The sequence below is a fragment of the Neobacillus muris genome (assembly GCF_943193175.1).
Classification (GTDB): domain Bacteria; phylum Bacillota; class Bacilli; order Bacillales; family Cytobacillaceae; genus Neobacillus; species Neobacillus muris.
Genome location: NZ_CALPDF010000001.1, coordinates 15808 through 31066 on the forward strand (window position 1 = coordinate 15808; position 15259 = coordinate 31066).

General features: G+C 43.7%; 12 protein-coding genes and 2 pseudogenes. 6 read left to right on the forward strand and 8 right to left on the reverse strand.

What is annotated here, in order from left to right; translation table 11 throughout:
• Both NFS43_RS00080 and NFS43_RS00085 read left to right on the forward strand, forming a co-directional pair.
• Positions 1–852, forward strand: a complete 852-nt coding sequence (locus NFS43_RS00080) for an ABC transporter permease (RefSeq protein ID WP_251548596.1) — start codon at positions 1–3, stop codon at positions 850–852.
• A complete protein-coding gene (locus tag NFS43_RS00085) occupies positions 852–1754 on the forward strand; it encodes a glycine betaine ABC transporter substrate-binding protein (protein WP_251548598.1) in 903 nt (300 codons plus the stop codon). Before NFS43_RS00080 ends, NFS43_RS00085 begins: the two co-directional genes overlap by 1 nt.
• A 42-nt stretch (positions 1755–1796) precedes the next feature.
• Here the strand turns inward: NFS43_RS00085 and NFS43_RS00090 are convergent, their stop codons facing one another.
• From NFS43_RS00090 to NFS43_RS00100, 3 genes and pseudogenes are all read right to left on the reverse strand, one after another.
• A complete protein-coding gene (locus NFS43_RS00090) occupies positions 1797–3752 on the reverse strand; it encodes a bifunctional 2',3'-cyclic-nucleotide 2'-phosphodiesterase/3'-nucleotidase (protein WP_251548971.1) in 1956 nt (651 codons plus the stop codon).
• 121 nt (positions 3753–3873) lie between these two features.
• A pseudogene (locus NFS43_RS00095) lies at positions 3874–4565 on the reverse strand (efflux RND transporter permease subunit); the annotation flags it as partial.
• An 81-nt stretch (positions 4566–4646) separates the two neighbouring features.
• Positions 4647–4793: pseudogene (locus NFS43_RS00100) on the reverse strand (hypothetical protein); the annotation flags it as partial.
• Positions 4794–5127: 334 nt separating this feature from the next.
• Here NFS43_RS00100 and NFS43_RS00105 point away from each other — a divergent pair.
• Complete coding sequence (locus tag NFS43_RS00105) at positions 5128–6426, forward strand: NCS2 family permease (protein ID WP_251548601.1); 1299 nt, start codon at positions 5128–5130, stop codon at positions 6424–6426.
• 36 nt (positions 6427–6462) lie between these two features.
• Here the strand turns inward: NFS43_RS00105 and NFS43_RS00110 are convergent, their stop codons facing one another.
• The 3 genes from NFS43_RS00110 to NFS43_RS00120 form a co-directional block, all read right to left on the reverse strand.
• Positions 6463–6924 (reverse strand): hypothetical protein, encoded by a 462-nt coding sequence (locus NFS43_RS00110; protein WP_251548603.1) that lies wholly within the window; start codon positions 6922–6924, stop codon positions 6463–6465.
• A gap of 200 nt (positions 6925–7124) precedes the next feature.
• Positions 7125–8669: an MFS transporter gene (locus NFS43_RS00115; RefSeq protein WP_251548605.1), complete on the reverse strand. Its 1545-nt coding sequence runs from the start codon at positions 8667–8669 to the stop codon at positions 7125–7127.
• 1 nt (position 8670) lies between these two features.
• Positions 8671–9972: a glycoside hydrolase family 28 protein gene (locus NFS43_RS00120; RefSeq protein ID WP_251548607.1), complete on the reverse strand. Its 1302-nt coding sequence runs from the start codon at positions 9970–9972 to the stop codon at positions 8671–8673.
• 104 nt (positions 9973–10076) lie between these two features.
• Here NFS43_RS00120 and NFS43_RS00125 point away from each other — a divergent pair, with 104 nt between their 5' ends.
• Positions 10077–11066, forward strand: coding sequence for an AraC family transcriptional regulator (locus NFS43_RS00125; protein WP_251548609.1), 990 nt, complete (start codon positions 10077–10079; stop codon positions 11064–11066).
• A 49-nt stretch (positions 11067–11115) separates the two neighbouring features.
• Here the strand turns inward: NFS43_RS00125 and galE are convergent, their stop codons facing one another.
• On the reverse strand, positions 11116–12087 hold the full coding sequence (gene galE, locus NFS43_RS00130) for a UDP-glucose 4-epimerase GalE (RefSeq protein ID WP_251548611.1): 972 nt from the start codon (positions 12085–12087) through the stop codon (positions 11116–11118).
• 253 nt (positions 12088–12340) lie between these two features.
• On the opposite strand from galE, the gene NFS43_RS00135 reads away from it, so the two are divergent.
• The gene (locus NFS43_RS00135; RefSeq protein WP_251548613.1) at positions 12341–13918 is read left to right on the forward strand and encodes an N-acetylmuramoyl-L-alanine amidase; all 1578 of its coding nucleotides are present in this window, start codon (positions 12341–12343) and stop codon (positions 13916–13918) included.
• A 152-nt stretch (positions 13919–14070) separates the two neighbouring features.
• A complete protein-coding gene (locus NFS43_RS00140; protein ID WP_251548615.1) occupies positions 14071–14898 on the forward strand; it encodes an N-acetylmuramoyl-L-alanine amidase in 828 nt (275 codons plus the stop codon).
• Between the two features lie 142 nt (positions 14899–15040).
• Here the strand turns inward: NFS43_RS00140 and NFS43_RS00145 are convergent, their stop codons facing one another.
• A complete protein-coding gene (locus tag NFS43_RS00145; protein WP_251548617.1) occupies positions 15041–15166 on the reverse strand; it encodes an anti-repressor SinI family protein in 126 nt (41 codons plus the stop codon).
• Positions 15167–15259: the final 93 nt, after the last annotated feature.

Below are 15259 nucleotides of genomic sequence, written 5' to 3' on the forward strand. Positions count from 1 at the left end.
ATGGAAAACTGGTTACCTAAGCTTCCCCTCTCAGAATGGATTGATTCTCTAGTAACCTGGCTGACGATCAATTTAGAAGCCGCTTTTGATGGAATCACAAGTGTCCTAGAAGCCGTTGTGGATGGACTAGTGGCCGGATTTGAATTTATTCCTTCCTATGTATTTATGATTCTTTTAACCTTGATTGCCTGGAAAGTTTCTAATAGGGGAATGGCTTTATTTACATTGATCGGTTTATTTTTAATTGACAATTTAGGTTATTGGGAGCCGATGCTCGAAACACTTTCGCTGGTTTTAACAGCCGTCATTATTTCTATTTTACTAGGAGTTCCCATCGGGATATGGGCTTCGCAAAAACTAGCCGTTCGGCAGATCATTACACCGGTGTTGGATTTTATGCAAACGATGCCGGCATTTGTTTACTTAATACCAGCGATTTTCTTTTTTAATATTGGTGTTGTTCCAGGAGTTGTCGCTTCCGTCATCTTTGCCATGCCGCCAACGATCCGGCTGACCATACTGGGAATTCAACAAGTTCCGGCTGATATTATTGAAGCAACGGAAGCCTTTGGATCGACCACCCGTCAGAAACTGGTCAAAGTGCAGCTTCCGCTTGCCATGCCGACGATTATGGCTGGGATCAACCAAAGCATCATGCTCGCCCTCTCCATGGTCGTGATTTCATCCATGGTTGGGGCGCCAGGACTTGGCGCCGATGTATACCGTGCCGTTACCCAGATTCAAATTGGGAAAGGTTTTGAAGCCGGATTGTCGATTGTGGTCATTGCCATCGTTCTCGACCGGATTACTCAAAATATAGGAAAAAATAAAAAGCAAGGGGGAGTTATATAATGAAAAAGAAGTGGATACTCATGCTTTCGGCCGCCCTATTAACATTAGGGCTTGCGGCCTGCGGGTCCGACAAGACCAGCGGGGACAATGGAGAAGAGGCTTCAGGGTCTGGATCGATTGGTGAATCAGTCGATTTTAAAATTATCGGAATCGACCCTGGTGCCGGATTAATGAAAGCTAGCGCAGAAGCTATTGAGGAATATGGCTTAGATGACTGGACACTCGTGGAAGGATCTAGTGCGGCCATGACCGCCGCCTTGAAAAAGGCCTATGACAAAAAAGAACCAATCATTGTAACCGGGTGGACACCACACTGGATGTTTGCCAGCTTTGACCTAAAATACTTAGAAGACCCTAAGGGTGTTTTTGGACAAGATGAAAATATTAATACGATTGTACGCACAGGGTTAAAAACTGATGCCCCGGAAGCTTATCAGGTACTTGATAATTTCAATTGGACCGCAGATGATATGGCTGTTGTGATGGACGATATCCAGGGCGGAACTTCACCTGAAGATGCTGCAGCAAGCTGGGTAAAAGATAACGCTGAAAAAGTCAGTGAATGGACGGATGGAGTAAGCAAAGTATCCGGTGATAAACTGACACTGGGCTATGTGGCATGGGACAGTGAAATTGCCAGCACCAATGTGGTCGGCAAAGTATTAACTGACCTTGGCTATAAGGTAACGCTCCGCCAGGTGGAAGCTGGCCCTATGTGGACGGGTGTTGCGGACGGAAGCTTAGATGGCATTGTGGCCGCGTGGCTGCCATCGACCCATGCGGACTATTATGAAAAATATAAAGGCAAATTTGAAGATTTAGGAGAAAACCTAAAGGGCACGAAACTCGGGTTAGTCGTTCCTGCTTACATGGATATTGACTCTATTGAAGATTTAAAATAAAAAGATCAAAAGGTCAGTGGCAGCTAAACCGTCACTGACCTTTTATTGTACCGTTAAATCCATTAGATACTTAAAGAATCCTCGATTGGATGGCCCAAGAATTTTTATGTCTGCGAATTGCCTGGCAAATTGCTGGGCATTTGGCGACGATTCGAACACAACGGTCGCACTTCCATTAAATTTCGCAATCGACCAGTTGCCGTCAGCCGCAGGGTCGATCGTTTGATTCTCTTGAATATAGTTTGTCAGGATCCGGCGCGTTTCGTCTGGGCCATTAAAAATGGTCTCTCCTTGGCTGACCCCTGGGTAGGTTTTGCTTCCAGCCCGGTAATGATTCGTTGCGACAATAAATTTCTGGTCCGGCATCACTGGTCTGCCTTGATAGGTGAGATTCACAATCCGGCTTGCGTTAGGATGAATGAGCTTATCATTATGATCATATTTGGCTGGCTTTGTCACATCAATCTGATAGTTTACCCCGTCGATCACATCAAAATTATAGGAACGGAATTCCAGATTGATCAGCGGCTGTTCCCCAGGCTGTGCCGGGTTAATCTGATTGAATAATCCCGCACTCATTTCGAGCCACTCCTTTAACTGGGAACCATTGATTAGGACAGCCTGAAGAGTATTGGGATAAACATATAAATCAGCGATATTTTTTATAGCTAATGTTCCGGCGGGGATATTGGTATAATAACCAGGGCCGCCGCGTCCGCCTGCTTTAAATGGAGCTGCTGCAGAGAGAACGGGTATGCCGGCAAATTTGCTGTAGGCTGGGTCTTTTAATTTCTCCATTAAGTATTTTGTTTGGGCATTATTAATAATTTGCACGGAAGGGTCATCCTGAACCAGGGCAAAATAGCTAAAAATCGGTGCTATTGTTTCGCCAACCGGCTGATTGACATAGTCGATGGCTGCCTGATGCTCAGGTAATATTTCTTTCAGGATATCCCTGTCTGCTGGAATTTCTGATTCGCCTTTTTCATCCACAATCGGCCAGACCATGCTTTTTCCGTCCACAACAGTCCATCTGCCCTGTTTTTTTTGCAGATTTAAATCAACAATTCCAAGATGGCTGCCAAATGATCCTGCCATGACAACCAGCTTCCCATTGATGGTTCCCTTTTTAAGATTGGAATGGGGCAAATTTTTGTATAACGGTCCTGGGAATAAATTGTGGGAGTGGCCGGATAAAATCGCATCGATTCCGTCGAGCTGCGCCAAATAATAGGCGGCATTTTCCATGCCGGGCTCATACGGTTCGCTGCTGATTCCGGTATGGGCAAGGGCCACTATTACATCTGCCCCCTTCTTTTTCATAATCGGGATATATTTTTTCGCCGTCTCTACGATCGGTTTGACTGTAATTTTTCCTTCTAGGTTGGCCTTATCCCATTCCATGATTTGCGGCGGAACAAAGCCTATGACACCTATTTTTAACGTATGGTTTTGCCCATGGCTGTCGACCACTGTTTTATTCAAGATGACATAGGGGACAAAATAGGGCTCGTCTTGCTGTGCCTGATAAACATTCGCGTTAACCACCGGCATTTTCGCCCCTTCAATGGCACGATTTAAAAAATCAAGACCATAATTAAATTCATGGTTGCCGACGGTTACAGCATCGTAGGCTAATCGGTCCAATGCACGAAACACCGGATGGGTTTCGCCCTTTTTTATGCCTTTCACCTTGGCCACATAGTCTCCCAGTGGATTTCCCTGAATATTGTCACCATTATCAAATAGAAGTGAATTTAGGACTTCTTCCCGTGCGTGCTTGATCAGTGTGGCAGTTCTGGCGAGCCCTACTCCAGGATCTTCCTTCGTTTGATAATAATCATAATCGGCCAGGTGGCAATGGATATCGGTAGTTTCCAGTAAACGTAATTGAATCACAGGTTCCCCCTCTTCCGCTGCAACTCGCAATGGTCTCCCTATTCCCGCGATAACGGCAGACATTACCATTAATAAGACAAATAGATTATGAACTTTCACCAAACCTCATATCCTCCCTTATCCGCGGCCATGAAACAGGTATATTATCTGCAGAAAAACTGATAATATGAGCTGTTTTGGGAAAAATACATCGGTTTTGTGATGGATTTTTGGTTATGTATCATGAATTTGTTTTACCTGCCTTCTTAGTGTCAAACAGGCAATAGATGATAGGTATGATGTATAAAGTAAGTAAGGTGCTGCTGATGAGACCGCCAATTACAGTGATCGCCATAGGCTGATTAATTTCAGTGCCTTCTCGATCCCCAGTGCAAGGGGGATTAATTCAAGGTTTGTTGTTAACGAGGTCATCAAAATCGGCCTTGCCCTATCCTTTACAAATACCACAATGGCTTCTATCTTGTCCATACCGCTCTCCTTCTTCTGATTCATATAATCGACAATCACAATCGCATTGTTCACCACGATTCCTGCCAGGACAATCGCTCCAATAAGAACCGTTATACTTATAGGAGTTTGGGTGATAGTTAAACCAGCTGATACACCTATCACCATCAAAGGAACAGTAAACATGATGACAAAGGGATATTTCAACGATTCAAACTGGGCCGCCATGACCAAATAGACAAAAACAATAGCTAATCCGAAGGCTAAAATCAAATCGTCTTTCGAGGAATCAAGCAGTTCTCGTTCCCCGCTAAACACCACTTCGGACTCTTCAGGCAAATCCAGCTTGGCAACTTCTTTATCTACCCGCTTTGCCATATCCCCTAAATTAGTTGTGGATGGGTATTTCACTATAAATTGAACCGCTGCCTGTTGGTTAATCCTGCTGATATCCACCGGTCCGCTGTTTTGCCCAATAGTGGTTACCTCCTTAAGGGTTTCGATGGAATCTATGGTTGAAATAATCCGGGTGGTTAGCTCTTTTCCATCTGTTTGAATTGTATCGCCTGGCAATGAGATTTTGTTGGCCTTTATGATATCAACGATGTCGGCTTGACTGAGCTGATATTTCCGCAATTTCTCTTGGCCTAGCTCGACCCGGACTTCTTGAACGGAGGTTCCCGAAAGGTTCACGCTTGATATGCCCTCTACCTTAGTCAGCTCCAGTTTTAGCTGTTCCGCCAGTTTCCTTAAGCTTTCCTCCTCTTAGGTGGATTGGAGCGAAAGCTGGATGATTGGAAACTGGGAAGGGTCAAATTTTAAAAACCTCGGCTTGCCGGTGTCTTCAGGCAGCATCGTATATGTTGCTTGTTTTGGCGTCTTGAGCCCTCCATGGCGACAAAAACTAAATGCCCATTCATGACCATCAGCAAAATGGATAAAATAAAATTACCTATTGAAATTTTATTCAATAACGAATATTATTATTTAGTTGAAATTATAACGTTCGTGTTTTGGAGGAACTATTATGTTTAAACTTCAAGAAAATCAAACTAATATGAAAACCGAAGTAATGGCAGGGATAACAACCTTTTTTACGATGGTCTATATTGTTGTCGTTAACCCGGTGATTCTTTCGGGTGCCGGTGTCCCTTTTAATCAAGTGTTCACCGCTACCATTATCGCATCTGTGGTGGGAACCCTGTGGATGGCCTTGTTTGCCAACTACCCCATCGCCATCGCACCAGGGATGGGCCTCAATGCTTATTTTGCTTACTCGGTGGTTGGCGCCCATCAAGGGATTGGTTATCAAACTGCATTTGCTGCTGTATTTGTAGCCGGTCTTATCTTTGTGATTTTGTCATTAACCCCTCTTAGAGAAAAATTAATCGAAGCCATTCCGGAAAATCTGAAATATGGGATTACCGCCGGAATTGGCCTATTTATCGCGTTTATCAGTTTGCGGCTGACAAAAATTATTGTCGCAGATCCAAGCAACCTTGTGAAGTTGGGAAACCTTCATGAGAAGTCTGTCGTTTTAACAGTAGTTGGCTTGGCAGTCACGTTAATTCTGATGTCGTTTAGGATTAACGGAGCATTATTTTTTGGAATGATTATTACCGGAATTATTGCCTTTTTCACGGGACAAATCCAGTTTAAAGAAGGTTTTGTCGCTCTTCCGTCACTGCCTGAAGGGCTCATGATTGCCAACCCATTTGCAGCTTTGACCGACGTGGTCCATTATAGCTTGTATGCCGTGGTATTTTCTTTCATTCTGGTAACGATTTTTGACACGACTGGAACAATGGTAGGTGTCGCTAACCAGGCCGGCCTAATGAAAGGAGATAAGCTGCCGCGTGCCCGCCACGCCTTGCTTTCCGATTCGATCGCAACAGCAGTCGGTGCCATTTTTGGGACTAGCCCGACCACGGCCTATATTGAGTCGACTTCCGGAGTAGCTGCAGGCGGCCGTACGGGCCTGACTTCACTAACGGTTGCCATTTTATTTATCGTTTCTGCCTTTTTTGGACCGCTGGTGAGTGCTGTTTCCGGCATTTCTGCCATTACCGCACCTGCTCTGATTATTGTCGGCAGCATGATGATGGGCAGCATTGCCAAAATCCGCTGGAATGAGCTTGATGAAGCTTTTCCTGCCTTTTTAACAATCTTGAGTATGCCGCTTACTTCCAGCATTTCTACAGGGATAGCTCTTGGCTTTATCAGCTACCCGCTTTTGAAAGCAGCTAAAGGAAAATGGCGTGAAGTCCATCCGCTTGTTTGGGTATTTGCGGTTCTATTCTTTATTCAATTGGCGTTTTTACAGTGATAAAATAGAAGAGCCAGGGCTAGCCGCCTGGCTCTTCTATTTATTATAATCCCACATTATTTTCCAGTCGCCATTTTCTTTCGCAAGGTAGATTTCCTGCTCCAAGTCAAAACGACCGTATCTGCCTTTATAGGTTTGCTTCACCAATACTTTATAGACATTTTTTAACACCGGTGCCGTTTTTTCCATTCTCCATGATTTCAATTTTTCCGGTTTGCCTAGTGTGTAGGAAAAGGTTTTTACACCAAAATGATTCACAAACACGTGCGCCCGGTCTTGAATATAATTGCCTTTGGTAAATTTCTTTTTCATGGAGGAATGAAAGAGCTCCCAAGAATTCGAAAAATCGCCTTCCTGTTCATACTGATAAAATTGGTCGACGACCGATTTAGCATTCTTGCCCGGAGAGACAACCATCCACCTTACAGCCATTAAAATCATGATTAGCACGAATAATCCAATAAGCAGCCGTTTAAATAGAGCTGTTTTTTTCCGCATGGGCATCCCCTTCAACTTTATGTATACCATAAGAATATGAAGGCACTTGTCTAAATAGTCGTACAAGAAGGAAAATGGATGAGCAATGAGTTCAAGTCCAAATGAATGAGTGTTGCCAGTCTATCAATTCCATTTCACTTACCCGTCCTGCTCCAAATAAAACTTCCGGTTTTTGATATATTCATGCATTTATTAACTCGCTAGTTAGCTGGATTCCAAATGTCTTTATAATTATAGCCAGTCAAGTCTTCAACAATAGCCTTCGTTTTTGGGTCCACATCCTCTTTTGAGCCGCCCGCTTGAAGCCGGTTAATTTCTGCTTTGATAATTTGATGTGTGTCTTGGTTAAGGTTGAACGTGCGAATCAAATACATGGAATAAGCTAAACAAACTAGTGGAATAATCGCAAATGAAATCATAATCGCCCATTTAGCAGGATCTGCTTGTTCGGCCAAAGTTTTATCAAAACCGCCAAATGCTAAAACCCAGCCGATGAGAGCAGACCCTATTGCACCTGTTACCTTGCGGGTGAAAGTTTGGCATGCCGCAAAGGTTCCAGCTCTTAGTTTGGTCGATACAAGCGTGTCCACATCCGGTACAAAAGGAATTACGTTCCAAACTGTATATTCCATTGTTTGGCGGCCAATTTGCCAAAGTGCTGACAATACAAGAATGACTACAAACGCCGTCTTGGCATCAAGGTGCACTCCAGAAAAGTATAGTCCAAGATAAATCAATAGAACCAGAATCTGAGCTGAAAACGCGGAAGTCCAAAGGAATTTCGGCCCTTTTTTATACATGCCAATGGTTGCAATTGGCACAACAATCATCCCAAGTATAGAAAGGCTGGAGGCCGTTTGTGCTGTTGATTGACCAAGGCCAAGCAAGAACATGACATAGAAGAAAAAGGCTGTGTTAAAGCAATCTTTTGCAAAATAGGAAACAAAGTAAATTGTGCAAGTCCGTCTGCAAGCTTTTGTTTTCAATACGTGGCCGTAATCTTTAACAGCCTCCAGGAAGCCTTTTTTATCTTTGTTTTTGTTTACTGCCTCGAAATTTGCAACGTGTTCAGGTGAAAATTCCCAAGTTGAAAAATAGGTAATCAATGTCCCAATACAAAGAGCGATGCCAAAAACAATTCCAGAAATCGTGTAAGCACTTGCATTATTTTCACCAAGAGCACTTAAAAGAATCGCAGGCAGGCCTGTTACAGCAAAAGTCCCAAACGCGGAAACAAACATCCGAACCGAACTGAGTTTTACACGTTCTTCAGCTTTGTCCGTCATTTCTGTTGCCAAAGTTTCATAAGCGATATTGTCAAATGACTGCGCAGTTTCTAGGAATAGCAGAACAAGGAAATACCAAAGGTAAGAGCCTGGATGAATAGTAAATAACAGCGGGAAACAGATTGCTGTTAAAATAGCACCTACTAAGAACAGAGCATGACGGCGGCCAAGTTTACGGCCAAGAGCTGTTGAAAACAAATGGTCACTAACTCCGCCAATCACGCCGCAAATGACCATATCAAGAAGTTTTAACACAAAAAGCATTGTCCCAACAATACCAGCGTTTAAGTCAGCATATGTTGTCAAGAACACCATCAAATAAGAGCCAACTAACGTTCCCCACGCCGACCCATTTAAATCATTCATTCCATAACCTAAGCTTCTAAAAAAGGTGATTTTTTTAGGTGTATAAACCCAAGGTTGCTTTATTGCTTCCCATTTTGGCTGCTTCATTGCCATTTTACATTTCCTCCCCGTTAATCGTTAAGTTGCTTATATTGATCGTTTTAATGCCTCGGTTCTCATCATGGAATAATCCTTTGGTCGGCTCACTATTCCACGTTTCAAGCAGTTCTTCGGCTGGTGCTAAACTCCAATGAAACTTGTCAATTTCAACATTTTCAATCGGGCTTTCTGGCAGGCCTACGATAAAAGCTGCTGTTGACTTAATATTTATTGCGTTGATGTTTTTGATTTTAATGTTTTTAATATGAGGTGTCGTTGCTGCCACTGCTTGAGCTTCAACGCTTAGCAGAGCTGCTTCCTCATGCGGTAAAATTCCTGGGGCAAAATACATCCCCAAAACAATCGGACACCAACAACCGTCCATTTCCAAGTTTTCAAGGTTGATATTCTCAATTGTGCCGCCGCGGCCACGCCTGCTTTTCAGGCGAATTCCCCGCTGTGTTCCAAGAAACTGGCAATCTTTCACATCCACGTCCTTAATGCCGCCTGCTGTCTCGCTGCCGATCGCTATCCCGCCATGACTAGCTAAAATCTTGCAATCACGAACTGTAACATTTTCTGTTGGAATATTTACTCTTAAGCCATCGACGCCGCTACCTGATTTTAGTGTAATCGCATCATCGCCAACATCAAACAAACATTCCTGAATCACTACATTTTTACAGGAGTCGATATCAATTGCATCTGTGTTAATGGCGTTCGCTGGATTTTTAATCGTCAGTTTTTGGATGGTAATATTTTCACTATATACTGTGTGCAGCGTCCAAAACGGCGAGTTCTGCAAAGTGAAGTTCTCAAAAGTGATGTTTTTGCACTTCCAAAACTGAATGAGCGGAGGACGAAGGAATTGCGTGCAAGGTCTTGCACCGCCGCCTGTGCGCTCTTTATAATCAGGATTAAGCTTGGCTAACTGCCATTCGTAGTCTTCACGTGGTTCCAATCGGTCTTCTTGTTCAATTTGAGCAAATTTCTCCCACCAAGCTTGTCCGCTTCCATCAATAGTGCCTAAACCGGTAATCGTCACATTTTCACAATCACTTGCGTATAACAGCGGATGCATCGCATAGCACTCAATTCCTTCCCAACGTGTCCAAATCGGCCCATATACGCTTGGGTCATCCACAAATTTTAGAACGGCACCCTCTTCAAGATTCAGCGTTAAGTTTGAAATTAAGCTTAGCGCACCAGTCTCAAATACACCTGCTGGAATCACCAGTTCCCGCTGTTCATCTTGTTCGCTAAGGAAATCAATTGCTGCTTGAACACTCGCAAAATCACTTGCGCTAACTTTTGACATTGTCTGCCTCCCTATCTATTTTTCTAAATTTTATAAATAAATGTCAGCGTTTACAATGACATTATGTTAGAATAAAAGTAACAAAATTACAGGTGGTTTTATCTATGCAAAAAAACGTGGAAGAACTATTGTTTAATATAAGTTTAGACGAAATAGATAACCTTAAAAATGCAAGAAAAGTAACCAAAGTTAATAAAGAGACCTACGCCAATATTGACCGCAAAATGATTATTAAAAAAGATTATTTTTTAAAAAATCGCAAGGTTTATATTAGCAAACACTCCCGTTTTGCCGACTTTCCTGAACATAGCCATAATTTTTTGGAACTAAACTATATGTTGTCAGGGACAGTCACGCAAGTTATTAATGGCAATGAAGAAGTTTTGCATACAGGCGACATTTTGCTAATGGATAAAGATGCTGTACATTTTGTGAAAGCCCCAGGGGTAAATGATTTGCTCATTAACCTGATGATCCCCGTTGAAAACCTTGATTTTGAAAGCCTTACCAGTATTATGAATAAAAATCACTTTATTTTTAGTTTTTTGCTTGAAAATAACACCTGTGAAAACCACTCAACTTATGTTATTTTCCGCAGCTCAAAGCATGTTGTCATCCAACAATTATTAGATCAGATTATTGATAAATATTATTCAAATAGTCCCTTTGCTAATGAAATCATCCGCCTTAACATTTCCATCCTGTTTATGGAGCTGCTTGAAAATGTGCCCTATGAGGTTCATGGAAATACACATCAACAAACCGAAAATAATCTAGCATTTGAAGTCCTTCGGATCATCCACCAAGAGTTTCGGACTATCACCCTTAGCCAACTGGCCAAACAACTAAACTACAACAAAAACTACCTTAGCAATCTAATAAAAAACAAAACCGGCAAATCATTTAAGCAGCTGCAAACAAAAGAGCGCTTAGAGCGGGCAAAACTTTTGATTGAAAACACTGATTTAACGATCGAGGAAGTTATATATGAGGTTGGCTGGCTGAATAAAAGCCATTTTTACCGCAAATACAAGGAAGTTTATGGAGAGCCGGCAAAAAACCCAAAAATCAAACGCCAGCAACAATTCATGTGAAAAAGGGAGCAAAAAAAAACACCCTTGTTTGGGTGTTCCTATGTGTAAACTAGTACCTTTGGTTTTGATGCCAATTCCAGGCGTCGACAATGATTTTTTCCAAATTCCGCTGGGCTTTCCAGCCTAGTTCAGAATCAATTTTAGCGGAGGATGCAACCAGTCTTGCAGGGTCTCCGGCACGGCGGTCAGCCATTTCCACGTTTGCCTGCTTTCCAGTCACTTTTTCGCAGGTTTCAATTACCTCTTTAACGGAGAAGCCGAGTCCGTTGCCAAGATTGTATACCTCAGCTGTTTTCTTTCCTTCAAGCAATGCTTCAAGGGCAAGAATATGGGCGGCTGCTAAATCGGTAACATGAATGTAATCCCGGATGCAGGTACCGTCTTTCGTATCATAATCCGAACCGAATACCGAAATCTTTTCCCGCTGCCCCAAGAGCTGCTGCAGAATAATCGGAATTAAATGCGTTTCAGGATCATGGCTTTCCCCGATCACGCCCGACTCATGCGCCCCTGCTGCATTAAAGTAACGGAGAACCACATAATGCAAACCATAGGCTTTTGAAAAATCAGCAAGAATTTGTTCCACCATGAGCTTTGAGTGCCCATAGGGATTAATCGGAGCCGTTGGCGTCGTTTCATCGATCATCTCCACGGTTGGGATCCCATAGGCAGCCGCTGTCGATGAGAAAATAAAGTTCTTCACTTTAAATTTTGTCATAACCTTTAGTAGCGTTAACGTCGCCGCTACATTGTTTTCATAATACTTTAACGGATCCGTTACCGACTCCCCAACAAGGCTGTTGGCGGCAAAGTGCATGACTGCTTTAATCGGATAACTTTTAAAGATCATATCCAGGTCTTCCTCGTTACCGAGATCACCTTTGACGAATATCGCCCGGCTGTCAACGGATTCCCGATGGCCAGTAGACAGATTGTCCAATACGACTACTTCTTCTTTTTCGACTAATTCCTTAACAAGATGGCTGCCAATATAGCCGGCACCGCCGACAACTAGAATCATGCTTCATTTCCCCTTAGTTAAGATTCACTTTCCTACAGTATTATAACACTTTCATAACCTAGCTGTTTACTATAATACAATGTAAAAAATCCCTTTTTCGAATGAATGTAGTTTTTATGCCTATTTTCTTGTTTTCCCAAAAAAGCAGAATCGAAAGGCCTAGAACAAGTTTGACAACTGCTGAATAACATGACAGTGATGATCCCCTATCTCTCTACTTGCTGCTTGTAAATAAAAATTTGGAGGAGATGCAATGAAGATTTATTTAGATCCAGGTCATGGAGGCGCGGATCCAGGTGCCCAAGGTAATGGACTAAATGAAAAAGATATTACACTGGATATTGCGCTGCGTTTACAGGCAATTTTAGTCAACAATTATCAAAATGTACAAGTGCGAATGAGCCGTACCACCGATACTACCGTCAGCTTAGGCCAACGCACCAACGATGCCAATGCATGGGGAGCAGACTTTTTCTTGTCGATTCACATCAATTCGGCGGGCAGCACGGCTAGAGGGTATGAGGACTACATCTACAACGGTTTATCTGACTCATCTCAAACGGCAAGAATTCAACAGATCATTCATGAAGAAGTCATGAAAACGAATCAGCTCCCGGACCGCGGCAGAAGGAAAGCAAACTTCCATGTATTAAGAGAAACAAAAATGAATGCCATATTGACGGAAAATGGCTTTATCAGCAATGCCGCTGATGCCGGATTGCTGAATCAGCCAGCATGGCGCCAAAGTGTCGCTCAAGGGCACGCCAATGGGTTAGCCAGAGCCTTTAATCTTCAGCCAAAAGCAAATCCAGCCCCAGCTCCCAATAACCCGCCTGCAGCAAGCAGCCCGCAGCAGCCATCAACAACAGGTACCCTGTATAAAGTCATATCAGGTTCTTTTAAATCAAGAGATAATGCCGACGAAAGGGTGGCCTTTCTCCATTCAAAAGGCATTAACTCCTTTGTTGATACAACGGTCATCAATGGAGTCACTTGGTACCGGGTTCAAACAGGAGCCTACGCCAATCGGGCAAATGCAGAAAATAGATTGACAGAACTCAAAAATGCTGGCATACAAGATGCCTTTATTATCGCCGACCAGGGAAGCGTGAGTGCACCTGCAAGCACCCCTCAACCTGAAGCACCAGCACCAGCACCAGCGCCAGCTGCTCCAAATCCAGCTCCTGACGCACCAACTACCCCTATGCCAGAAACACCAGCCACACCAGTTCCTGATTCAACTGTTCCTGAGGTACCCGTTAGCCCGTCTCCAGATGCAGGCGGCAGCACTCCTAGCAACGGACTGCCTGTCAATACGATTCTAGGGCCAACCATCCTGTCCCCTATGCAAATGGACCAGTTTGTTAAACAGATTAATCCGAATGCGCCGGAACTAGGCATTTATTATGTAACCATTGGCCGATATTATGGTATTCGAGGGGATATCGCCTTTGCACAGGCCTTGCACGAGACAGACTTCTTCCGATTTACAGGAACCGTCCAGCCTGGGCAAAACAACTTTGCCGGGATTGGGGCAACTGGCGGCAGCACTCAAGGAGCTATGTTTGCCACACCGGAAGAAGGGGTGATTGCCCAGATGCAGCATTTGTACGCATACGCGACAACGAATCCACTGCCAAACCAATATCCGCTTCTGGACCCGCGCTTTCACCTAGTAGCACGAGGCTCCGCACCAACATGGACTGACCTTAACGGTAAATGGGCTGTCCCCGGAACTACTTACGGGCAATCCATTCTCAATCTTTATGGAAGAATGCTGGATTCAGCAATTGGCAATATACAAGCAGTACGAAATAGTATCACAAGCTAAACGATTATGCCTAAAACCCTTCATCCAAGGGTTTTTCTTTTTATAAAAAACTGCCTGTCCTTTGCTCTTGTTTTTTTATAAATAATAGATGCAATCAGCCCGTTCCAAATTAAGCTCTTTTTCATAACCTAATAGGTAAGGAGATGAAAGGTATGAAACTATATGTAGATCCCGGGCATGGGGGAAATGATCCTGGGGCACAAGGAAATGGCCTGAACGAAAAAGATATTACATTAGATATCGCGCAAAGAATTCGGTCCATCCTATTGAATGACTATGAGGACGCAGAAGTGATGATGAGCAGGACAGATGACGCAGCAAAGAGCTTAAGCCAACGGACCAATGAGGCCAATGCATGGGGAGCACAATTTTATTTGTCCATTCATATTAACTCTGGCCCAAGCTCCGCCTTAGGATATGAGGACTATATTTACAGCGGCCTGCCAGACTCCGCCGCCACAGCAAAATACCAGGATTTCCTTCACGAGGAAATTGCTAAACTCAACCAGTTGGCCGACCGCGGGCAAAAAAGAGCAAATTTTCATGTGCTCCGAGAATCCGCGATGCCGGCGCTCTTATCTGAAAATGGTTTTATCAGCAATGCTCACGATAGTGAGCTAATGAAACAGCCATCATGGCGGCAAAATGTGGCACAAGGCCATGCCAACGGTTTAGCCAGAGCATTTGGCCTCAGCCGCAAGGCAGCCCCAGCACCCGCTCCGGCACCAAATCCTGCCCCCGGCCCTGGCAAACTATATAAATTAATCGCCGGGTCGTTTACTTCCATAGAAAATGCAAACAATCGTGCCGCTTCTCTCCATTCACAAGGCATCGAAGCCTTCGTGAAAGCAGTCACCATCTCAGGGAAAACCTGGTACCGCGTCCAAGCTGGCGCCTTCAGCAGCCCAGAAAATGCCCAAGCCCATTTAGGCCAAATCAGGCAAGCTGGTTATTCTGATGCTTTCCTGATCGCCGAATAGCTGATTGGAGACTGACATTTAGCGGCTGCCATATTTTCAAAAAACAGGCTGACCTTAAGAAGCCCAGCCCCTCTAAGAATCCCCGGGGAGAAGACCGCTTCTTAACGTCAGCCATCTTATGTATGTGAAACATCAATGACACTCAACCTTTATTCTGGTCGAAGAATTGCCTGACCATTTCAATAGAAAGTCCCAGCTCTTTTGCCTCTAAAATAAGCGCTACCCATTCTTCATCTAATATTTGCGTTTCCACATCAGAAATAACCATCATCTCACCCCTAAAATGCAATCCATTGGCGTCTGAACTGCTTTACTCTTTTATAACCCCAGGCTAATGCAAAGGATTAAGCACGACCATTTC